At 52.7% G+C, this 21501-nt stretch carries 20 protein-coding genes and 1 pseudogene; 14 read left to right on the top strand and 7 right to left on the bottom strand.

Annotated features, from left to right (window positions below; translation table 11 throughout):
• The first annotated feature begins 71 nt into the window (after positions 1–71).
• Both NYE26_RS17720 and NYE26_RS17715 read left to right on the top strand, forming a co-directional pair.
• Positions 72–233, top strand: a complete 162-nt coding sequence (locus tag NYE26_RS17720; RefSeq protein ID WP_339249082.1) for a DUF255 domain-containing protein — start codon at positions 72–74, stop codon at positions 231–233.
• Between the two features lie 24 nt (positions 234–257).
• Positions 258–2192, top strand: a pseudogene (locus NYE26_RS17715) (thioredoxin domain-containing protein); the annotation flags it as partial.
• 48 nt (positions 2193–2240) lie between these two features.
• On the opposite strand, the gene NYE26_RS17710 reads toward NYE26_RS17715, so the two are convergent.
• A complete protein-coding gene (locus tag NYE26_RS17710) occupies positions 2241–3008 on the bottom strand; it encodes a PaaX family transcriptional regulator C-terminal domain-containing protein (RefSeq protein WP_339249080.1) in 768 nt (255 codons plus the stop codon).
• A 225-nt stretch (positions 3009–3233) separates the two neighbouring features.
• On the opposite strand from NYE26_RS17710, the gene NYE26_RS17705 reads away from it, so the two are divergent.
• The gene (locus NYE26_RS17705) at positions 3234–3923 is read left to right on the top strand and encodes a metal-dependent hydrolase (protein ID WP_209869408.1); all 690 of its coding nucleotides are present in this window, start codon (positions 3234–3236) and stop codon (positions 3921–3923) included.
• A gap of 101 nt (positions 3924–4024) precedes the next feature.
• On the opposite strand, the gene NYE26_RS17700 is transcribed toward NYE26_RS17705, so the two are convergent.
• The gene (locus NYE26_RS17700) at positions 4025–4834 is read right to left on the bottom strand and encodes an alpha/beta hydrolase (RefSeq protein WP_339249079.1); all 810 of its coding nucleotides are present in this window, start codon (positions 4832–4834) and stop codon (positions 4025–4027) included.
• Between the two features lie 143 nt (positions 4835–4977).
• On the opposite strand from NYE26_RS17700, the gene NYE26_RS17695 reads away from it, so the two are divergent.
• Entirely contained in the window at positions 4978–5847 is an 870-nt protein-coding gene (locus NYE26_RS17695) for an aminoglycoside phosphotransferase family protein (protein ID WP_339249078.1), read from the top strand.
• 194 nt (positions 5848–6041) lie between these two features.
• On the opposite strand, the gene NYE26_RS17690 is transcribed toward NYE26_RS17695, so the two are convergent.
• Entirely contained in the window at positions 6042–6272 is a 231-nt protein-coding gene (locus NYE26_RS17690) for a hypothetical protein (RefSeq protein WP_339249076.1), read from the bottom strand.
• Positions 6273–6423: 151 nt separating this feature from the next.
• On the opposite strand from NYE26_RS17690, the gene NYE26_RS17685 reads away from it, so the two are divergent.
• From NYE26_RS17685 to NYE26_RS17675, 3 genes are all read left to right on the top strand, one after another.
• Entirely contained in the window at positions 6424–7263 is an 840-nt protein-coding gene (locus tag NYE26_RS17685) for a DegV family protein (protein WP_339249074.1), read from the top strand.
• Positions 7264–7440: 177 nt separating this feature from the next.
• A complete protein-coding gene (locus tag NYE26_RS17680; RefSeq protein WP_339249073.1) occupies positions 7441–7809 on the top strand; it encodes a hypothetical protein in 369 nt (122 codons plus the stop codon).
• 201 nt (positions 7810–8010) lie between these two features.
• Positions 8011–10266 (top strand): helix-turn-helix domain-containing protein, encoded by a 2256-nt coding sequence (locus NYE26_RS17675; protein WP_339249072.1) that lies wholly within the window; start codon positions 8011–8013, stop codon positions 10264–10266.
• A gap of 141 nt (positions 10267–10407) precedes the next feature.
• Here the strand turns inward: NYE26_RS17675 and NYE26_RS17670 are convergent, their stop codons facing one another.
• A complete protein-coding gene (locus NYE26_RS17670; RefSeq protein WP_339249071.1) occupies positions 10408–11292 on the bottom strand; it encodes a carbohydrate ABC transporter permease in 885 nt (294 codons plus the stop codon).
• Between the two features lie 278 nt (positions 11293–11570).
• Here NYE26_RS17670 and NYE26_RS17665 point away from each other — a divergent pair, with 278 nt between their 5' ends.
• The 3 genes from NYE26_RS17665 to NYE26_RS17655 are packed head-to-tail and all read left to right on the top strand — an operon-like array spanning position 11571 to position 15085.
• Complete coding sequence (locus NYE26_RS17665) at positions 11571–12530, top strand: sugar ABC transporter permease (protein ID WP_036733537.1); 960 nt, start codon at positions 11571–11573, stop codon at positions 12528–12530.
• A gap of 40 nt (positions 12531–12570) precedes the next feature.
• On the top strand, positions 12571–14073 hold the full coding sequence (locus NYE26_RS17660) for an extracellular solute-binding protein (RefSeq protein ID WP_339249070.1): 1503 nt from the start codon (positions 12571–12573) through the stop codon (positions 14071–14073).
• A 55-nt stretch (positions 14074–14128) separates the two neighbouring features.
• On the top strand, positions 14129–15085 hold the full coding sequence (locus NYE26_RS17655; RefSeq protein WP_339257522.1) for a pectinesterase family protein: 957 nt from the start codon (positions 14129–14131) through the stop codon (positions 15083–15085).
• A gap of 131 nt (positions 15086–15216) precedes the next feature.
• Here the strand turns inward: NYE26_RS17655 and NYE26_RS17650 are convergent, their stop codons facing one another.
• From NYE26_RS17650 to NYE26_RS17640, 3 genes are all read right to left on the bottom strand, one after another.
• A complete protein-coding gene (locus tag NYE26_RS17650; RefSeq protein WP_339249069.1) occupies positions 15217–15483 on the bottom strand; it encodes a YxcD family protein in 267 nt (88 codons plus the stop codon).
• A 20-nt stretch (positions 15484–15503) separates the two neighbouring features.
• A complete protein-coding gene (locus tag NYE26_RS17645) occupies positions 15504–15938 on the bottom strand; it encodes a hypothetical protein (protein WP_200869617.1) in 435 nt (144 codons plus the stop codon).
• 213 nt (positions 15939–16151) lie between these two features.
• On the bottom strand, positions 16152–16715 hold the full coding sequence (locus NYE26_RS17640) for a carbonic anhydrase (RefSeq protein ID WP_036733547.1): 564 nt from the start codon (positions 16713–16715) through the stop codon (positions 16152–16154).
• A gap of 231 nt (positions 16716–16946) precedes the next feature.
• Here NYE26_RS17640 and NYE26_RS17635 point away from each other — a divergent pair, with 231 nt between their 5' ends.
• The 4 genes from NYE26_RS17635 (at position 16947) to ffh (ending at position 21197) form a co-directional block, all read left to right on the top strand.
• Positions 16947–18464 (top strand): carboxypeptidase M32, encoded by a 1518-nt coding sequence (locus NYE26_RS17635; RefSeq protein WP_339249068.1) that lies wholly within the window; start codon positions 16947–16949, stop codon positions 18462–18464.
• 145 nt (positions 18465–18609) lie between these two features.
• Positions 18610–19257 carry a hemolysin III family protein gene (locus NYE26_RS17630; RefSeq protein ID WP_339249067.1) on the top strand — a complete coding sequence of 216 codons (648 nt, stop codon included), beginning with the start codon at positions 18610–18612 and terminating at the stop codon, positions 19255–19257.
• A 170-nt stretch (positions 19258–19427) separates the two neighbouring features.
• The gene (locus tag NYE26_RS17625) at positions 19428–19784 is read left to right on the top strand and encodes a putative DNA-binding protein (protein WP_339249066.1); all 357 of its coding nucleotides are present in this window, start codon (positions 19428–19430) and stop codon (positions 19782–19784) included.
• A gap of 21 nt (positions 19785–19805) precedes the next feature.
• Positions 19806–21197 (top strand): signal recognition particle protein, encoded by a 1392-nt coding sequence (gene ffh / locus NYE26_RS17620; protein ID WP_036701200.1) that lies wholly within the window; start codon positions 19806–19808, stop codon positions 21195–21197.
• The last annotated feature ends 304 nt before the right edge of the window (positions 21198–21501 follow it).

Raw genomic sequence — 21501 nt, 5'->3', positions numbered from 1 at the left:
TCCCACCTTTTTGGGTAAACTAACCCTAAGCAATACTTTACCCAAATCCAAGTGAAACGAGGTGATGCCCCATGACAACTCACAAAGTACCCAATAGATTAGCCAAGGAAAAGTCACCATACTTGTTGCAACATGCTTACAACCCGGTGAACTGGTTCTCTTGGTCCGAAGAGGCTTTTGAAGTCGCGAAGCGTGACAACAAACCAATCTTCCTATCTGTTGGGTATTCGTAGTTGTGGCTTTAATCGACCTGCCATTGGTGTCACGTAATGGAACGAGAATCCTTCGAGGACGCCGAAGTCGCCCAGCTCCTCAACAATCACTACGTAGCGATCAAAGTCGACCGCGAGGAGCGGCCGGATATTGATGCGCTGTATATGTCGGTGTGTCAGGCGCTGACGGGGAGCGGGGGGTGGCCGCTGACGGTGCTGCTGACGCCGGAGAAGAAGCCGTTCTATGCCGGGACGTATTTCCCGAAGCGGCAGATGTTCGGGCGGATCGGTCTGATGGATGTGCTGGAGCAGATTCATACGAAGTGGGAGCAGGACGGTGAAGCACTGGATAAGCTGGGCGACGACCTGCTGGCGGAGCTGCATACGCTAGACCGCAAGAATGCGTCTAACCCGGAAGCCGCAGGCGGTATTCCTGGTGCAGAACTGCTGCATGAAGGGTATGAGCTGTACCGGCGGCAGTTCGATGAGGAGTACGGCGGGTTCGGCAATGCGCCGAAGTTCCCTTCGCCGCATAATTTGTCTTTCCTGCTGGCGTACAGCCAGCTGCATGATCAGCCGGAAGCGCTGCGGATGGTGGAGCATACGCTGGAGTCGATGTATAAGGGCGGCATGTACGATCATGTGGGCTTCGGCTTCGCGCGGTATTCGACTGACCGGGAGTGGTTGGTGCCGCATTTTGAGAAAATGCTCTACGATAACGCTCTCCTGGCGAATGTCTATCTGGAAGCGTTCCAGCTTACGGGGAAGCCGCTGTATGCGGAGATTGCCGAGCAGATCTTCACGTATGTGCTGCGCGATATGACTTCGCCGGAAGGTGCATTCTACTCTGCGGAGGATGCTGATTCCGAAGGGGTGGAAGGCAAGTTCTATGTCTTCTCCCGTGAGGAGATTGAGGAAGCGCTTGGGCTGGAGGATATGCATTCCTACTGCAATGTGTACGGGATTACGCCGGAGGGCAACTTCGAAGGGGAAAATATTCCGAATCTCCTTCACGGTCTGCCGGAAGAGATTGCGGAGCGTATGGGCATGAATCCGCTTGGTCTGCGGACCCGGATGGAGGAATGGCGTACGAAGCTGTTCGAGTACCGGGAGCAGCGCATTCATCCGCTTAAGGATGACAAGGTGCTGACCTCGTGGAACGGGCTGATGATTGCTGCGCTGGCCCTGGGGGCCAAAGCCCTCCAGAAGCCGGAATATGCCAAGGCCGCCGAACGTGCAGCGGACTTCATCTGGGACAAGCTGCGGCGTGAAGATGGACGGCTGCTGGCCCGTTACCGTGACGGGGAGTCGGCGATTCCCGCATATCTGGATGATTATGCTTTCCTGATCTGGGGATTAAGCGAATTATATGAAGCTACAGGGCAAGCGGTCTATCTGGAGCGGGCGCTGGTGCTGAAGGACGGACTCTTGGAGCTGTTCCATGATACGGAAGGTGGTGGGTTCTTCTTCACGGGTCATGACGGGGAGAAGCTGCCGGTCCGTTCCAAGGAATTGTATGACGGGGCGATTCCGTCCGGGAATTCGGTGGCGGCGAAGCTTTTGTGGAAGCTGTCGGTTATTACCCAGGATATGGAGTTAAAAGAGATCGCGGAGCGCATCTCTGCGGTGCTTGCTTCCGCTGCTTCGGAGTATCCGCCGGGGTATGCGATGTATTTGCAGGCCCATCTGGGGATGGTCTCCGGCGGCAGAGAATGGGTCCTCTCCGGCAAAAAAGAAGATCCCGCGCTGCACGCCATGCTCTCCCAGGTTCAGCAGACCTATCTGCCGGACGCAGCACTCATCGTCAACTGGGAAGGGGACAGCGGAGAGATGCTCCGCCTGCTGCCGCATCTGGCGGACAAACCGGCGATCCGCGGTGAAGCGACGGCCTATGTCTGCCGCAACTTTGCCTGCCGGGCCCCGCTTACGAATAAGGAAGCGGTCCGGGAGCTGCTGGCTTCCGGCAGCCATTCGGAGTAGTTTATATACGAAGAGCAGCCCGGAGTCCGGGCTGCTCTTTGCCATACCTTATTGGACGAAGGGTGCATAGAACGAATCCGCAGGTATCGCCTGCGCGGCTTTAACCATGTATTCTCTCATGTCTGAGAGGACCTGTTTGCCTGGCCAGTGGTCCGGCAGCAGCTCATCCGGGAGATAGGGGTCAGCCATGAACAGTCCGCTTAACTCCTCGCCCATTTGCAAATATAGCAGGAACAGCTGTAACGGTTGCCCCGCCTGAAGGGTATCCGCTAATCGCGGAGCGAATTCTTCCTTCAGCCAGACTGCTTTCTTCCTGTATAAGGCTTCGATGTCGTTCAGGTGCCAGATGGCCTGTGCTTTGAGCGGTGTAATCATACCTTCCTGAAATTGGCCTTGCAGGATGGACACCTTGCCATCCAGCTCCAGCTTCTGGATCTGGGCTGCGACTTCATCCTGATAGTTCCATGGTGAGATGTACACACTGTTATATAAAAGCCCATAACCCAGCTGCCCGAGTGCTGTGCGGAACAGATCGCGCTTCTTGCGTTCTGATTCGGGAACCTCCAGCATCACCACATCCCAGGTATGATCCCACTGCTCCTGATAACGGGCAGGCTTGCTGTTAATCGCCTTAATGTAGGCGAGGCCCTCGGCAGTGACGTTATACCAGGAGCGTGCCGGGGATACGATATAGCCCTCTTTTTTCAAGCGGGACAGGGCATTGCGGATATAGGTGGAGGTGTACCCCCTTTGTTCATAGATCTCGACAATCTGCTGGGCGCCCATCTGCTTCACCTTAGATAACAGAAACAGCATTGTTTTCTCAACGGACAGCAACTTCTTCACACCTCTCTTGACAGCTGGCAGGAATAGATATATCATAAAAACCAACGAACGTAATTATTTATGTTATATTCGTCAATCGCACTGCTGGATTTTGATTTAGAGCAACTTGGTGTCATTGTATCGTAAACCTTGGGTTTTTGCACGATGCATTCCTTAGGACCTATTGAAATCTAATCAAGAAGAGAGAGGAATTCTATGAAAATTACCTACCACGGCCATTCCTGTGTTCAAATTGAGGTGAACGGCAAATCGCTGATCATCGACCCATTCATTAGCGGTAACTCTGCGGCGGTGACGAAGGTAGAGGATATTAAGACAGATGCTGTTCTGCTGACTCATGCCCATATGGATCATATCCTGGACGCTCTGCCGATTGCCGAGCAGAATCAGGCGGTGGTTGTAGCCAACGTGGAACTGGCGGGCCATCTGGGGGGCCAGGGAGCGAAAAAGACCATCGGGATGAACATTGGAGGGACGGTGGACCTTGGTTTTGCCAAGGCGACGATGATTCATGCCTTCCACACCTCAAGCATCACGCTGGAGGATGGACAGAGGATCTATGGCGGAACCCCGGCGGGCTTCATTATTGAGGCGGACGGACACACGGTGCTGCATGCAGGGGATACAGGGCTGTTCGGTGACTTGAAAATGTTCGGGGAGCTGTATGAGATCGACCTCGCGATCCTGCCAATCGGAGGACATTTCACCATGGGGCCGGAGCATGCGCTTATCGCGGCGAAGTGGCTGGGCGCAAGACAGGTGCTTCCGGTTCACTATAATACCTTCCCGCCGATCAAGCAGGATGCCGGTGCCTTCGTTCAGGCGCTGGAAGAGGCGGGAATCCGCGGCTCGGCGCTTGCATATGGAGAGACGCTGGAACTGTAGTGCTTCTCATTCGCACACGCACCTACGCCTGCGAATCAACACAGGACTGCCCCATGAAGCTATTTCTTCTCGGGCAGTCCTGTTCTGGCTGTGCGGAAAATCTACCCGGCGAACCCTACCAGCTCGCGGTTGAACCGGTCCCGTTCGTCATAGAATAAACCGTGGCCGCTGTTCTCAAATGGAATAAGGACCGAATTCCTAATCCCTTGATGCTGCGCCTCTGCGAGCGGGAAGAAGCACACCTGATCATGAACCCCGTGCAGAATCAGCGTAGGCATCTGGATCCGGGGGAGGTCATCGAACAACTCTTCGGCCAGCCAGGCGTTGGAGACTGCGATGGTGGACCAGCTTGCCGCCTCCAGCCCTAACAGGAAGAACCAGTCCGAGAACGGCTGTGATACCGGCTGATAGAAGAAAATATCACCGAAATCCTTCAGCATCTTGGGGCGGTCCTTGTAGGTGGACTGGATAATCTGCTCTATAGCTTCTCTGGTCGTGCCATAAGGGAAGCCCGGCCGCTGAATCAGACTGGGGGCTGCCGAAGCGAATAAGGCCAGCTTGGAGACACCATATCCCTTGTGCCGGGCCATATACCGGATCGCTACAGCTCCGCCGGTAGAGTGCCCGCCGAGTGTAATATTGTGCAGTCCCAAGGCTCCGATCACACAGCGGATATCATCTGCGAGACGGTTGTAATCGTACCCGTCAAGCGGTTTGTCAGACCGGCCGAAGCCTCTCATATCCATTCCAATGCAGCGGTAACCCATGGGCACCAGCTGATTGTACTGGTATTCGAACATCTGGTGATTTGCCGGCCAGCCGTGAATGAACAGTATCGTTTTGGTGCCAAGCGGGTTAAGATCATTCACATACACCTTCACATTCGGCTCTACTCTAATCCAATGTTCCATTTCGCATCCCTCAATTCACTGTTGATTGGTATAGTTGGAATATGTTATTCATTGGAATAGGGAAAATTCCTAGAATATGGTCTGAGGGATTCGCAGCAGTATATTGATCAGCAGATCGTTTCTTGGAGAGGGGAATTATAAGTATGAATAATGTTCTGAGCGATATCCGCTGGCAAGAGCAGGGGGCAGATAGTGAACGGCTGCTGGCAAGGCTGGAAGAGGCGGTCGTTACCCCGATGAAGGGGGGACTGGAAGCTGAGGTGTGCTGCATTACACTGCCGGATACGAAGCTTGTGCTGAAAATCTGGAACCGCGAGTCCCGGCCGGACGTCTCGATCCAGTATCAAGTGCTGGAGCAGCTGGTCCGGCAGGGCTGCGCGGTCTCACGGCCGTATGCCTGGGGTCTAGATGCTAAGGACCATCAGGTGCTGTTAACCAGCTTCGATGGTATGCCTGTCAAGAAGGTTAATGCCGCCAGCCTTACAGCTATAGCGGCTAATCTGCTTGATGTACATAAGCTAGAGATCAATTCATCCAGCGGCTTGAAGGTACCGGCTTATGATTTCGCAGATTACTTCTTCCCTGCCTGGGCGGAGCAGCCGGAGATCCGAACGCTGGCGCAGGAGCTGGCGGAGCGGGGCAAGCTGACTGCCCACCAGCTCATTCATGGGGATTATCATCTGGGCAATATTCTGGAGGCTTCCGGGACATTCACCATCATCGATTGGACCAATGTCCAGCTTGGCGATCCAAGGTATGATATCGCGTGGTCTATTCTGCTCTTTAGAGTGTATTTGGCGGAGCGGAATGCAAGCATCTACCGGGCAGCCTTTGCCGCCAAAAGCAGTTATAGCCCGGCAGAGCTGGAGCTGTTCGAGGCACTGGCTGCCCTGCGCTGGCTTCAACTGCACCGGACTACGGGTGTCCCGATTCAGCGGAACACGCTGAAGGCGATCCGGGCGCTAATACGGGAGAACCGGTATTTGCCGGATAGTCTGTCTGAATCCTTGTAGCGGGATACCAGCTTGGATATTACCAGTCCCAACAAGCTCACCGTTCTCCAACCGACTAGTGCAAGCAGAAACGGCTACGCCATCCTCTTAAGGACGGCGTAGCCGTTTGTGTCTGCATGATAACAAAGGTTGCGGGAAGCCCGCTAGCTGGGGGAATTGTGCTCCCATGGAATGCGAAGCATGCAGCGGTTAAGCTACTTCTTATTTCGTTCCGGGTTCTGCGGCTTCACGCGGGCGGGCCGGGTGACCCAGTTGCTGCGGTTCATCGGCTTGACGGTATCAATCCGCTCGTTAATTACCTCGGCGCTGTGGTCCTCTGGCGCTGCGGTCTCGGCAGCAACCTCGGATTCTGCGGCAGCCGGTGCTTTCTTGGACAGGCCGGCACCATTATGCTTACCCCGGTTCCATACTCTATTCTTGCTCATCCTGGTACACTCCATTTCTGTATGCTTATGCTTCAACCATAACATAAGTAGGACTAAGCATAAAAGTCCGATTTTGACAAGTTATAAATTGTACTATTGGTATGCTTGAATGCTGTCTATACTAGTATAGAATTGAAAGGAGAGCATTCTGATGCCCATCAAGATAATTACGGATAGCGGTTCGGATCTACCCCCTGAATACACGAAGCAGTATGACATCTCCATTGTTCATTTGCCGGTACATTTCGGCCATGAACTGATGCCGGATGATATGAATGCGAAGGATTTCTATGACAAAATGCATCAATCGAAGGAATTGCCGACGACTGCAAGCCCGAGTCCGCAGACCTTCCTGGACAGCTTCAACCAAGTGGAAGCTGGCACTGACATTCTGGTCATTTGCATGTCCTCCAATATTAGCAGTACTTATCAGACCGCAAAGATCGCGAAGGAGATGTACGAGGAAGAAGGACATCCGAATGCGATTGAAATTATAGATTCCAAGCTGTTCTCCGGCGGCTTGACCCTGATTGTCGCCATGGCGGCCAAATGGTCACTCACCGCAGCAAGTCTGGCTGAACTGAAGGACAGAGTGCTGAAGAAGGTCGAAGAGACGACCGCGTACTTCACGCTGGACACCCTGGAGAATGTGATCAAGGGCGGACGGCTGAGCCGGATTTCCGGCGCTGTGGCTTCCGTGCTGAACATCAAGCTGCTGCTGAAGATTAGCGACGAGGGTATTGTTGAAGTGGTCGAGAAGACGCGCGGACTGCCCAAGGCGCTGACTCATCTGCTGGCCAAGCTGGATCAGAAGCAGCATGATTATGAGCAGGCGGTAATCGCCATTGTGCATAGCAATTGTGAGACGCTGGCGCTGGAGATCAAGCGGCGTATTCTGGAGAAGCATCCCTTCAAGGAGGTTCTGCTGTCCACGATGGGACCCGTGATGGGAACCTATGCTGGGCAGGGCGGAATCGGAGTGGCTTTTTAAGCGTTCTGAACGCACAGCACTTTAAAGTATTGATAACAGCCGTATACCGGACTTTCCGGTGTACGGCTGTTTGCTTTGCGTATGTGGATCGAATGAACGGGGGGAGCAGGCTAGGCACACCGGACTGGGCAGGTGCATAGTATGAAGCAAATCCAATTACACGGAGGTCATACACCTATGTCGACAACTTCTTCCGGCACGCAATCGCCGGTGATCTATCAGGCAGACCCGGCGGTGGTCCAGCATCTGAACGGGGTCCGCGATTCGCTTCACCAGTCCTGTAAGCCGTATCTGAATCACCAAGTGCAGGTGCAGACCCTTGACGGTCAGATGCATGAGGGCACGCTTGCCGGTATGGACAGTAAGAATATGTACCTGGTTGTAACCATAGCCACAGATATGGGCCGCGGATATTACAATCCTTATTACAAGCCCTATCCAGGTCCGGGGTATCCGGGCCCGGGCTACCCATATCCCGGTACGGTGAACAGCAATGTGATTATGCCGCTGGTCTTGTTCGAGCTACTGACGATTTCGTTACTCTAAGCAAAGCTCATAGCCTGGGTCATCATCGAAGCTACAGCCCCACGTTGTGGGGTTGTTTTGCATGATCAACTGCGCTCAAGGAAGGGCCTGAACAGCTTCACAGAGCTCTTTTACTAATTGCACACGTGAAAATAATCATGGAACCGCATTCATGAAAGCGCTATAATTTAATGGAGTCTATCAAATCAAAGGGGAAACACAATGAGCAAAGGAAGAATGTTCTACGGCATCTTTATTCCTATATTAATCCTTGGCGTGGGACTGGTGGTCGGCTTCGGAAGCTATATCTACATCAGTACCATCGATTCAGTGGTCGGGCGGTTCTCCAGCAGCAAGCAGAGCTATATCGAGCAGATCAAGAACAATCTGGAGCACAAAATCCAAACGATAGAATACGCGTTCAATACCTATAGCACCACCAGCTCATTTCAGGAGGTCGTGACCCATCCCATTACCGAGCAAGACTTCATCGCCTACCGGAATGTGAACTCACAGCTGAATTATATCGCCTCCATGGCGGCTGAAGGGACGGAATATTCGCTGATCAGTCTGGTGCAGAACTGGCAGATCCTGAATGAGAAGCTCAGCAATCTCAGTGCCGGGGAGGTTCAGCAGCTCCGGGAGCAATATATTGAGAATCAGGAGCAGAGCCTCTTCTGGATGAAGACGGACAAAGGCATCCGGTTCGTGAATACACTGCCGGTGTTCTCTACGAAGAAGCAGGCGATTGCCTTATCCGACATTTCATTACATACCCTTAATGCCACGATAAGCAGCGGGGAAGATGCAGCTGTCTACATTTTGAACAAGCATGGTGAACTGATGTATGAATCTGATCCTGGTAATGTGCTGTTAGCCCCGGAGCAGTTCGGCCAGCTTGCCGGGACAATCAATTCCATGGAGGACAAGGGGACGGTCCAGCAGGAGATGTCCGGCCGCGACAGTCTCAAGCTTATCTATGCCAAGTCCTCGTATAATAACTGGATCTATCTGACCGTGCTGGATCAGGCGGAGATTACCCGCTCTCTGGAGATGACCAAGTTCGGGATCTCCGCGATGGGGCTGCTGTTGATTCTCCTGATCTGGGTGGTGGCTTATATGATCTCTCAATATTTCACCAAGCCGATTGAGCAGCTTAAGCGCAGTCTGCCCGTTATTCCGCAGGTGAGCTCCAAGAATGAGCTGGAATATATCCGGCATTCAATTGATACGATTATCTCGGAGAAGGCTTCGCTTGAGAGTCTGATCGAATCGGAAATGCCCCGGCTGGAGACGCAGCTGATCCTGAATCTGTTCCGCAGCCGCGTCTCGGCGGAGGAGCTGGAGCAGAGTCTGCTCCGGTTCGGGTATAACCTGTCAGAGAAGCACCGTTATGCGGCGATGCTGATTCAGCTGGACAGTCTGGGCGGGCGGGAGGCCTCGGACAAGGATGTCCTGCTGCTTGCCGTCAATAAGATGGTGGAGGAACTGATCCCAGCACAGCAGCGATTACAGCCTATTATCCTGAACGATGATACCCAGGCTACGATCCTGACCTTCGCCGGGACCAGTGATGCCGGGATGAATAAGGAAGTGACGGATTATGCGGCAGCTCTGCTGAAGGCGGTGCGCGATTATCTGAAGGTGTCGATCAGCATCGGCATCAGCAACTTTTACAGCAATCTGTTAGAGAGTAAGGAAGCCGGGGAGATGAGCAAGCAGGCCCTGCATCAGCGGCTGAATCTGGGCAAGGAATCGATTATTTTCTATGAGGATATCTCCAAGGTCGTCTCCGGTCCGGTGTCGCTGCATTATCCGGCAGAGCTGGAGACGCAATTGTTCAATGCCATCCGGCTGGGGGACAAGGAGCAGGTTACGGCTGCGCTCTATCCATTCCTGGCAGAGCTGATGGGCAAGAACAAGAGCACGCTGAAATTCGAGGTCATGCTGGTGCGGCTCGTGAATAATCTGATCCAGCTGGAGCAGCATCTGGGAGTTAGTGTCCTGTTGACCCAGGATAACAATAAGCTGTATCACCGCCTGCTGGATATCCGCAATCCCGAAGAGATGGAGCGGATGCTGGTGCAGGAGGTTATTTACCCCATGATGTACAGCATGAAGGACAAGACCAGCCAGCAGTTCCGCTGTCTCTCGGATAAGATCACCGACATTGTGCATGCGGAATATGACCGTGAGCTTACGCTGGAGGGGATCGGCGAGCGGCTTCATTACAATCCGAATTATCTAAGCAGCATCTTCAAAAAAGAGTACGGCACCGCCTTCAGCGAATACCTCATGAACTACCGCCTGGAGATGGCCAAACGGTGGCTGACGGAGACGGATATGACGATCAAGGAGATTGCCGAAAGGCTGCAGTATCATAATCCGCAGAATTTCATCCGCTCCTTCCGTAAGAAGGAGCAGGTTACGCCTGGTGCTTACCGGAAGCTGAAGCAGGGGGAGCAGCAGATATTTTAGCAGGAATAGGGGCTTGGTTCAGGAGAGAGCTTGGATCAGGGGTTCATGCACAAACGGTACCGTCCTTGCTTCAAGGCGGTACCGTTTCTGTATATGTTCTAAAGTTCCGGTAGTTTCGGATGGATGCTGAACAGCGGGCCGTCAGCCTTTGACTGCTCCGAGCAGGGCGCCCTTGGTGAAATGCTTCTGGACAAAAGGATAAGCGGCCAGCATCGGCACCGTGGCGATGACAATGACCGCCATTTTGATCGTCTGGGCCGGCGGCACAATATCGACCGAGGTTCCCTCGGCCTGCATCCCGCTGGAGACAATGACGATCTGGCGCAGCAGCACCTGGATCGGCCATTTTGCCGAATCATTCATATAGAGGATCGCGTTCATGTACGTATTCCAGTAAGCAACCGCATAGAACAGGGAGATGGTGGCGATGGAAGGCAGGGCCAGCGGAAGCATGATCCGCATGAAGATCCCGAAGTCATTGCTTCCGTCGATCTTGGCCGACTCCTCCAGACTGTCAGGCAGCGCCTGGAAGAAGTTGCGCATGATAATCATGTTGAAGGCATTGACGGCAACCGGGAAGATCAGGGACCCGTACGAGTTGATCAGGCCGACGCTTTTGACGACTAGGAAGGTGGGGATCATTCCGCCGCTGAACAGCATGGAGAAGACGACGATGAAATTAATGGTATTGCGGGCAGGCAGGTATCTCCTGGACAAGCCGTAGGCCATCAGCGCGGTAAGCAGCATACTGACTACGGTTCCTGCAACAGTGACACCCACGGATACCCCGAGTCCCCGGAAGATGGTAGGCGTTGAGAGAATGTAGCGGTACGCATCCAGGGAGAAGGTAGTCGGGAATAAGATGAACCGCTTGGCCATGACCTCCTGGGTGGTAGCGAAGGAGCTGGCAATGATATTGATGAAGGGCAATAAGCAGACAAGCGCAATCAGAACGAGTATGGCTGTATTAACGAAGGTGAAGATCCTTCCGCCGACCGATTCTTTTCTACGTGAGCTATGGTTCATTCTGTGATCCTCCTCGGTTTTCAGTACCTCTTCACTGTAACAAGGAGCAGAAATTACGTATATAATCCGGGCATGAGGTGTTCGCAGACTTGCCTTGCGCAGCCCCGTCTCCGGAGATAATCATTAGCCTAGGCAGGTAATCCTCAGAGGAGATCTGATCGTCCTTAACCCCGCAGCCACGCGGGTTCTGTAAACGCTATCACATAATGATTATATACGTAATGTAAGAAATTTCTTACGCTGAGACCGTAACAGGAACGAGCAAAGGAGGCTGACATGTGAAAGCAACAAGCATCACCGCAACACCAAATCTGACTATCGAAAAGGGGAAAGGCGCACGCGCACTTACGGCTCTGAACAAATACAAGCTGCTGTATCTGATGATCCTGCCCGGGCTGCTGTATTTCATCATCTTCAAATATCTGCCCATGGGCGGGCTGATCATTGCGTTCCAGAATTATCAGCCGTTCCAGGGAATTACCGGGAGTGAGTGGGTCGGCCTGAAGCATTTCATCCGTCTATTTACGGAGCCTACGTTCATGCAGCTGCTGCGCAACACCCTGATTCTGTTTGCCATGAACATTGTGATCTTCTTCCCGCTGCCGATTATTGTAGCCTTGATGCTGAACGAGTTGAAGGGACGCTATCTCAAGAACTGGATTCAGACAATTATCTACATCCCGCACTTCATGTCCTGGGTTATTATTGTCTCTATTACGTATGTGTTCCTGACGGTGGATGGCGGGGTCATCAATGAGCTGATCGCAAGTCTCGGCGGCAACAAAATCAGCTTCCTCACCTCTTCGGAGTGGCTGCGGACGATCTATATCCTGCAGATTATCTGGAAGGAGCTGGGGTGGTCGACCATTATCTATCTGGCAGCTATTACTGTAGTGGACCCGCAGCTCTATGAAGCCTCCGAGATGGACGGGGCAAGCCGTCTGCGCAAGACCTGGCATGTTACACTGCCGGCGATCCGTCCCGTGATTATTACCCTGCTGATTCTCAAAATCGGCAGCACGCTGGATCTCGGCTTCGAACATATGTATCTGCTGCTGAATTCGCTGAACCGCAGTGTCGCTGAGATTTTCGATACCTATATCTATACGGCGGGCCTCAAGAACGGGCAATTAAGCTTCAGCACCACGATAGGCTTGTTCAAGGGCGTTGTCGGGTTAATTCTCGTGATGCTCTCCAATAAGCTGGCCAAGAAGATGGGCGAAGACGGCGTGTATTAAGGCTAAGGCTACCTATTTCATCTACCAAAGGAGAAGTGTTATGAACAAAAGATGGGTCACTCTAATTGCAATCGCTACAATGGCTACCACTATGCTCTCGGCATGCGGCGGAGACAAGGAAGAGAAGAAGAATGCCGCACCAGAGGATCTGAACTCGAAGCTGGAAGTAAGCTGGCTGAATATTCTGCACACAGCTTCGCCGCCGACCGATACGATCAAATCGCTGCTTGAGGAATATACCAACAGTAAAATCACCTTCAACTGGGTACCTGATGCTTCCAAGGAAGAGCGGATCACTACGGCGCTGGCCTCAGGGGAGCTTGCAGACATTGTCACCCTGACCATGATGACCAATTCATCGGTTAGAAGCTCACTCAAATCAGGGCTGTTCTGGGATGTGGGCCCTTATCTCTCAGAGTTCAGTAATCTGGCGAAGATTGCTCCTGAGCTGAAGGAAGCGGCTTCGATTGAAGGCGTCCTCTACGGCGTTCCCTTCCAGAAGAATCTGGCGCGTTCCGGGCTGATCTTCCGCAAGGACTGGCTGGATAAGCTGGGTCTGCCGGTTCCGAAGACGCTGGATGAGGTGTATGAAGTGGCCAGAGCCTTCACAGAGGATGACCCGGATGGCAACGGTGTGAAGGACACGACAGGCTTCGGAGACAGATCAGAGCTGAAATACAGCAGCTTCAAAACACTAAGCTCCTATTTTGGCACGCCCAATGGCTGGAAGGTGGAGGATAGCGGCAAGTTTATCCCTGAATTCGATACACCGGAATATATGGACACGATGAATTTCTCCAAAAAGCTCTATGAAAACGGATACCTTGCGCAGGATTTCGCAGTTACAGCCAAAACAGACCAGCAGCAGCAATTCGCGCAGGGTAAAACCGGGATCTATACCGGTATGGTGGACATCTCCAGTCTGAGAACACTGGCACAGGATCTGCAGCCGGGCATGGAGCTGGTGCCGGTGAACAAGATCTCTAATGGAGACGGGCAGTATCATATCTGGTCCGAGGGCAGCGGGATCGGCGGATTGATGGCTTTTCCGAAATCCGAGGTGAAGACCGAAGCAGAGCTCAAGCGGCTGCTGAAGTTCGTCAATGACCTGATCGATGAGAAGGCGTTCATGCTGATGACCGGCGGGATTGAAGGCACCCATTATGAATATGATGAGAACGGCGCCTTCAAGATTCTGAACACTGAGCTGTGGCAGGCGGATGTGCAGCCTTTCTCCTCCAGCAGACCTAGTGAGATTGCCTATACACTTAAGGACGCGAACCCTGAGAAGCAGCTGGCCAATGAGCTGATCCGCGAGAATGACAAGTTCGCTGTGCTTGACCCCACCGTTCCGCTGGATTCGGCTACCAATAATGAGCAGGGAACGGAATTGCAAAAGATCATCACAGATGCTACCTTCAAATATATCATGGGCCAATCGGATGAGGGGGCCTTCAAGAAAGCCGTACAGACCTGGAAGGATTCGGGCGGAACCAAGATCACCGAGGAATACGAAGCTGCATACAAACTGACACAGAAGTAAGCAAGCAGGCAAGCTTTAAGTGAAGGCCAGAGTCTGAGAGGGGATGGGAAAAGGGATGCTGGTGGGCAAGGAGGGCTTTTGCGATTACTCTACTATTCAGGCGGCAGTCGATGCCCTGGAACGGCTGGACCCGGACACAGAGGCAACGCTCTACATTATGCCGGGAGTGTACAAGGAGGAGGTGCGGGTCTACCGCTCCTGTCTCCGTATCATCGGCATCGGACAAGTGGAGATCACGATGAACCGCTATGCCCGGGAGCTGGATGAGCAGGGGGAAGAGATCGGGACCTTTGCCACTCCCACCCTGTTCCTGGGCGGCAGGAAGCTGGTGCTGGAGAATCTGACCGTCTCCAATACAGCCGGACAAGGCAGCGAGGTGGGGCAGGCAGTGGCGGTGTACGCCCATTGTGATGAGTCGGTATTCCGAAATTGTACATTCAAGGGTCATCAGGACACGCTGTTCACCGGTCCGCTGCCGCCGGCCCCCAGAGAGCGCCTGTTGTTCGGCGGCGTTCAACTGCGGGAGCATCATGCGCAGTACCGCCAGTTGTACCAGCACTGTTACATTGAGGGAACGGTAGATTATATCTTTGGCGGAGCAACGGCCTACTTCGAGCATTGTACGCTGCACAGCCTGCGGAATAGCGGAGGCCATGCAGGCTACATCACGGCAGCCTCCACTCCCGAAGGGCAGGCCTACGGCTATGTGTTCAATCAATGCTATCTGAGCGCTGAGCCGGGAACAGCGCCGGTATTCCTGGGCCGCCCATGGAGGGAGCATGCCAAGACTGCCTTTGTGGATTGCCGGATGGGCCAGCATATCCACCCCCAAGGCTGGGCTCATTGGGGCGAGCCTGGGGGTGAGCAGACGGTCAGGTATGCGGAGTACACTTCTGAAGGAACTGCGGCGATTCTGCGGAAGCAGCGTGCGCCTTGGGCTGAGCTGCACGGAAGCGGCACTGCGCGGGCGGGCAGGGACGATGTACTGGCCGGATTCCAGCTTCCGGGATAGGACAAGGCGCTGTAGGAGCTGATCTGCCGGCTATAGGCACAATAAAAAGGGAGGACCCGGCTGACGGGTCCTCCCTTAGTTTGGTGCAATTGTAATTGAAACTTCGTTCACCGCAGCCTGTCAGCAGCTGCTTACGTGTTCACAACCGCTGTAATCTCTTCATCCAGCTCCAGCCGTACATCTTCACGGTAGGCACGGATGCCGTATTCGCTGTGTACGTAGCGAAGAATGGATTCAATCATGTTGGACTCCACCAGATACTGGCTTCTTCCCTGTATCCAGACCTCTGCGGTGTAGCCGGTGTCCTCGTCCCAGCTAAGTTCCACCTGGACTTCCTCCACCCGTACAGCCTTGCGTTCCGCCATATGCAGGCAGATCGCATTGATAATCTCGTCCATGCTGAGAACGGTAACACCCATTAGTAGCGTCCGTCCCTTTCTTCCAGCCGGCGTCGTTCCTGTCTGCGCTTGAAGAAGGACATAATCAGCGTAATCACGAAGTAGATGGCCAGCATGTTAATCAGGAATCCGATGATATTTCCAAAAGCGCCCATTCCGGCGAACATTCCGCCGAAGAGGAAGCCGGCGATCCCGCCGATCATCAGGCCTTTCATCAGGCTGCCGCCGCTGAAGAAGCCGCGGTTAGCATTCGCTGCAGTTCCGTTGGTGTTGCTTTTAGTGCTATCGCTTTTTTTCACATTATCGGTGGTCGATTTCTTCGGGGTCGTTGTGAATCCCCGGCTTCCTGATTTAAAGCCCCCGCCGCGGCGGGCATCTGCGAAGTCAGGAACAGTGACAGCGAAGAACAGTGTGAAGGCCATGACGATCATCATTACACGTTTCATTGGTTTCATTGAGTACGAGAACCTCCTAGAAGTATTGGTAACACCCAGTTTACCTGGCTGTTGCCCGGTAATACGCAAGGCGGAGGCTAAGGTTTCAATTTTTAAAATATAAGAATTTATATGTTTCACACGATAACTTTCACCCGGCATTGGCCCGGACCCCCGGACACAAAAAAAGCGCGGGTCCGGGACCCGCGCAAACAGCAGGATCAGAGAGTTGCCTTAGTCCGCGTATCCGTCCGAGACAAGCTCAAGCGCTCCGGTAGCCGGATCGATGATCATGCCGTGAATAGGTACGTTTGGGGGGAGTAAGGGATGGCGCTTAATCAGCTCCACAGTCTGAATTACCCCTTCCTCGACGTTGTCAAACCCGCGCAGCCATTTGGTCAGCTTAATCCCTGAATTCTCCAGGGTACTGAGTACTTCCTCAGACACGCCGCGTTCCTTGATGGAGTTAATCATATGGTCAGCATTCAGGGAAGCCATGCCGCATTCATAATGGCCGACGACAATCACTTCGTCCGCGTCCAGTTCGTATAGCGCAACCATTACGCTGCGCATGACGCTCCCGAACGGCTGGGAGATGATGGCTCCGGCATTTTTGATGATTTTGACATCACCGTTCTTGAAATTCATTGCTTTGGGCAGAAGCTCAACAAGCCGTGTGTCCATACAGGTGATGATCAGCATTTTTTTATCCGGGAAGCGGCTGGTCAGATAGCTCTCATATGCTTTTTCCTCTACAAAATGCTTGTTGAACTCTAAAATGTCTGTAACCTGACTCATAAGCCATGTGCCTCCTTAAGATTAAACTGTAATTCATTGTACTGCGTCTTGCCGCGAACATAAAGGGCTTCCTGCAATCAAATATTGCAAAATCTAAGCGGAGTCTGTCTCCGCGCCTGTAAGCTGTTAACTACTTCAAATTTGAAGAGATACAGCCCGAATTTGATTATAACTATTTAAAAAAGTATCATCAATAGGAGTAGATAAAAAAACAAGGCAGGTGCTCAAAACATGGAAAAGCAGATCCAGGAAGAATGGGATAAATTCAGTGAGCTATTATCTAAAATCAAAGGCTATTATGAAGCAATTGGACTTCTGGGCTGGGATCTGCGTACAGGCGCGCCCCGCAAAGGTGTAGAGATCCGTTCCGCCACGCTGGGTATGCTGAGTGCAGAAGCATTCAGACTCCAGGTATCGGAGGAGATCGGAGCGTTCACAGCGTATTTCAGCCGCCCGGAAGTAGCGGAGCAGCTGGACAGCAATCAGAATAAGATTGTGAAGGATACCCGCAAGGAGTACCAGCGCAGCAAAAGCATTCCCTCCAAGACCTTCGAGGAATATTCGGTGCTCACCGCCCATGCGCAGACGATCTGGGAAGAGGCTAAGGATGATAATGATTTCGCCTCCTTCGAGCCTTATCTGACCAAGATTGTGGCCTTCAAACAAGAGTTCATTGATTATTGGGGTGTGCAAGGCTCGCGTTATGACACTTTGCTGGATATGTACGAGCCGGATTTGACCGTTGAGAAGGTGGATGCGATCTTCACCCGTCTGCGCAGCCGTCTTGTGCCGCTGGCCGAAGCGATCAATGCTTCGCCGAACAAGCCGGACACCGAATTCCTGAGCCAGATCTTCCCTAAGGAGCAGCAGGAGAAATTCGGCCTCTTCTTACTCGAACAGATGGGCTATGATTTCGAGGCAGGACGTCTGGATGAAAGTGTGCATCCGTTCGCTACAGGGCTGAACCCAGGCGATGTCCGCATAACCACGAACTATCTGCTGGACAATGTGACCAGCTCCATCTTCAGCTCGCTGCATGAGGGCGGACATGCCCTGTATGAGCAGAATTTCGGTGAAGAGCTGATCGGTACACCTCTGGCACAGGGGGCCTCCATGGGAATCCATGAATCCCAGTCCAGACTGTGGGAGAATATGATCGGCCGCAGCCGGGCCTTCTGGCAGCGTTATTACGGCGATCTGCAGCAGCATTTCCCGGAGCAGCTTGCGAACGTGGAGATGGAAGACTTTTACCGGGCAATCAACAGTGTAGGTAATTCCTTCATCCGGATCGAAGCTGATGAGCTGACGTATAACCTGCATATTATTGTGCGCTATGAGATTGAGAAGCTGATTTTCAACGAAGGGCTTGAAGTCAAGGATCTGCCTGAGACCTGGAACGCGAAGTATCAGGAATACTTAGGGATTACACCGCCTACGGATGCACTTGGCGTACTGCAGGACGTTCATTGGTCCGGCGGAGACTTCGGCTATTTCGCTTCCTATTCCCTGGGTAACATGTATGCGGCCCAAATGCTTAACACCCTGCGTAAGGAACTGCCGGAATTCGAGGAGCTGATTGCCACTGGTAACTTGCTGCCGATCAAAGAATGGCTTACTGACAAGGTATACCGCTACGGCCAGAGCCTTACCCCTTCGCAGATTATCGAGCAAGTCACAGGCGAACCGCTGAATCCCGATTATCTGGCGGATTATCTGGAAGCGAAGTATACCGAGCTCTACAAGTTATAAGACTTGAGTTGCTGTAACAGCAAATGATGACTTCTTAAGCGATTGAATGTTGCAGCAGCAGCCTGCCCTGAGGCGTCCGTAAGCTGGAAGGACTTCGGAGAATTGGCTATAATAGAAGGAAACCGCAAACGGAAGGAATCGTGGCATGGCAAATACTCACACTTACAGCCGCAAGGAAGAAGTAGCAAATGCGGTTACACACGGGATCGGCGCTCTATTAAGTATTGCTGCGCTGGTCCTGCTGATCGTATATGCTGTTCAGAGCGGCACAGCCTGGCATGTAGTCAGTTTCTCCATTTACGGCGCTACTATGCTGATCCTGTATTTTAATTCAACGATGGTGCATAGTCTCAGAGACGGCAAGGCGAAGGACTTCTTTGAATTCCTTGACCACGCTTCGATTTACTTATTCATTGCCGGAACGTACACCCCGTTTATGCTGGTGGCGATCCGCGGACCGCTGGGCTGGACGTTATTCGGTATCGCTTGGGGAGTGGCGGTATTCGGTGTGTTCTTTAAGGCTTTTTTCGTCAAAAAATTCCTGTTCATGTCCACCGTCTTCTACATTGCGATGGGCTGGATGATCGTAATCGCCTGGAGCCCTCTGTCCCAGGCCGTCGCCAGCGGCGGGATGACTCTGCTGATGATTGGCGGACTGCTGTACACTCTGGGCACCGTGTTTTATGTATGGCGCGGCTTCCCGTACCATCATGCGATCTGGCATTTATTCGTGCTTGCGGGAACCGTTCTGCACTTCTTCGTTGTATTGTTATATATTCTCCCTATTCATTAATGCGGGAGGCATAGTGCCGTACTGGTGCAGGATTTCAAGGCGGGAATGCCGGTTTTGGGCAAAGGAAAAGATGACAAGTAAAAAGACTTGACATCTTTCTTTGTTTTCGGTATCATAAGGGACGTTGTGAAGCTGTAAAGTGTTTTTCCTTGACGAAGGGAGTGCCCTTGATGAGTCAGGAGAATAGGCTCGAGAAAACCAACCGGATCAACCTGTTATTTGCTTTCTATGAACGGCTGCTTACTGACAAGCAACAGACGTTTCTCAAATATTATTTCCATGATGATTTCTCCCTGGGGGAGATCGCAGCGGAATTTGAAATTAGCCGCCAGGCTGTGTACGAGCATATCAAGCGGGCGGAGCAAGTGCTTGAGAATTATGAAGAGAAGCTTGGACTCCTGTCCAAGCATGAAGACCGAAATAAGTACTTAGAAGAACTGCGCAGATTCCCTGACAGTGGAATGCTGCCGGAGCAATATAAGCAGCAATTCATGGAACTCATGGACCGGCTGCAGAGGTTAGAGTAGGAAGAAGGGAGCGAGCCGCCTATGGCATTTGAAGGATTAACCGGAAGATTGCAGAATGTGTTCAGCAAACTGCGCGGCAAAGGGAAAGTATCCGAAGATGACGTAAACGAAGCGATGCGTGAAGTGCGGCTGGCCCTTCTGGAAGCCGATGTTAACTTCAAGGTCGTCAAGGACTTCGTGTCCAAGGTGAAAGAGAAGTCTGTTGGTACGGAAGTGATGGACAGCTTCACGCCAGGCATGGTCATCATCGATATTGTTAACAAGGAACTGACGGAGCTGATGGGCGGAAGCCAGGCGAAGCTGGCTAAGTCGAACAAGCCGCCGACGGTCATCATGATGACGGGTCTGCAGGGCGCAGGGAAGACGACCACTTCCGGTAAGCTGGCGAAGCTGCTGCAGAAGGGCAACCACCGCCCGCTGCTCGTAGCCGCCGATATCTACCGCCCGGCTGCGATCAAGCAGCTGCAGGTGCTCGGAGAACAGATTAAGGTTCCTGTCTTCTCGCTGGGTGATCAGACGAGTCCGGTAGAGATTGCCAGACAAGGTGTTCAGCATGCGAAGGACAATAACCTGGATTATGTGATTATTGATACGGCAGGCCGCCTGCATATTGATGAAGAGCTGATGGAAGAGCTGAAGCAGATCCATAACGTTGTAACTCCGGATGAAGTGCTCCTGGTAGTCGATGCGATGACCGGTCAGGATGCCGTGAATGTGGCCGACAGCTTCAACAAGCAGCTGGAGCTTACCGGCGTAGTGCTTACGAAGCTTGACGGCGACACCCGTGGTGGTGCTGCATTATCCGTCAAGGCGGTCACCGGCTGCCCGATCAAATTCGCCGCTCTCGGCGAGAAGATCGATGCGCTGGAGCCTTTCCATCCGGAGCGGATGGCTTCGCGGATACTCGGCATGGGCGACATGCTGTCGCTGATCGAGAAGGCTCAGGCCAATATCGATACCGAGAAAGCCAAGGAAATGGAACGTAAGATGCGTAATGCAGAATTCACGTTCGATGATTTCCTGGAGCAGATGGATCAAGTGAAGAAGCTTGGCCCGATCGACCAGATTCTTGATATGCTGCCCGGCATGAACAAGGCCAAGGGCATGAAGGACCTGAAGGTGGACGATAAGCAGATGGGCCGCGTTGAAGCCATTGTTCATTCCATGACCAAGGCCGAGAAAGCCCAGCCTGAGATTATCAACCACAACCGCCGCAAGCGTATTGCAGCAGGCAGCGGTACCAACGTCGCTGAGGTGAACCGTCTCATCAAGCAATTCGATGAAATGCGCAAGATGATGAAGCAGTTCTCTGGTATGATGGGCGGCGGAGGCGGCAAGGGCGGCAAGAAGAACGCCATGAAGCAGCTCAAGGGCCTTGCCGGTAAAGGCGGAATGAAGTTCCCGTTCCGTTGACCTTAATCTTTAATCTTTTGACCTAGATCTTTTGTCTTTCTTATAGATCTGATATAGTACAACATCAGAAGATCGAGTAGTCTCTTGACCTTAATCTTTTGATCTTAATCTCTTGATCTTAATGTTTAAATTTCTTCCCCCCGTTACCAGGGAACGCCGCCAGTCAAGCGTATCCCGCAGGGAGGAAAAGCGGTCTCCGCTCGAATTCATTCCAAGTCCCGCCAGTCTGAACGCCTACGCTAGTTGCACTTAGCGGGTGTCCAGAGGGCAGAGCCCTTGGGGCCCTCCCTTCGGGAAGGGAGGG

It is taken from the genome of Paenibacillus sp. FSL P2-0136, from assembly GCF_037975325.1.
Classification (GTDB): Bacteria; Bacillota; Bacilli; order Paenibacillales; family Paenibacillaceae; genus Paenibacillus_AQ; species Paenibacillus_AQ silagei.
The sequence above is the reverse complement of the archived record's forward strand: the minus strand, read 5'-3'. Positions and strand labels throughout refer to the sequence as shown.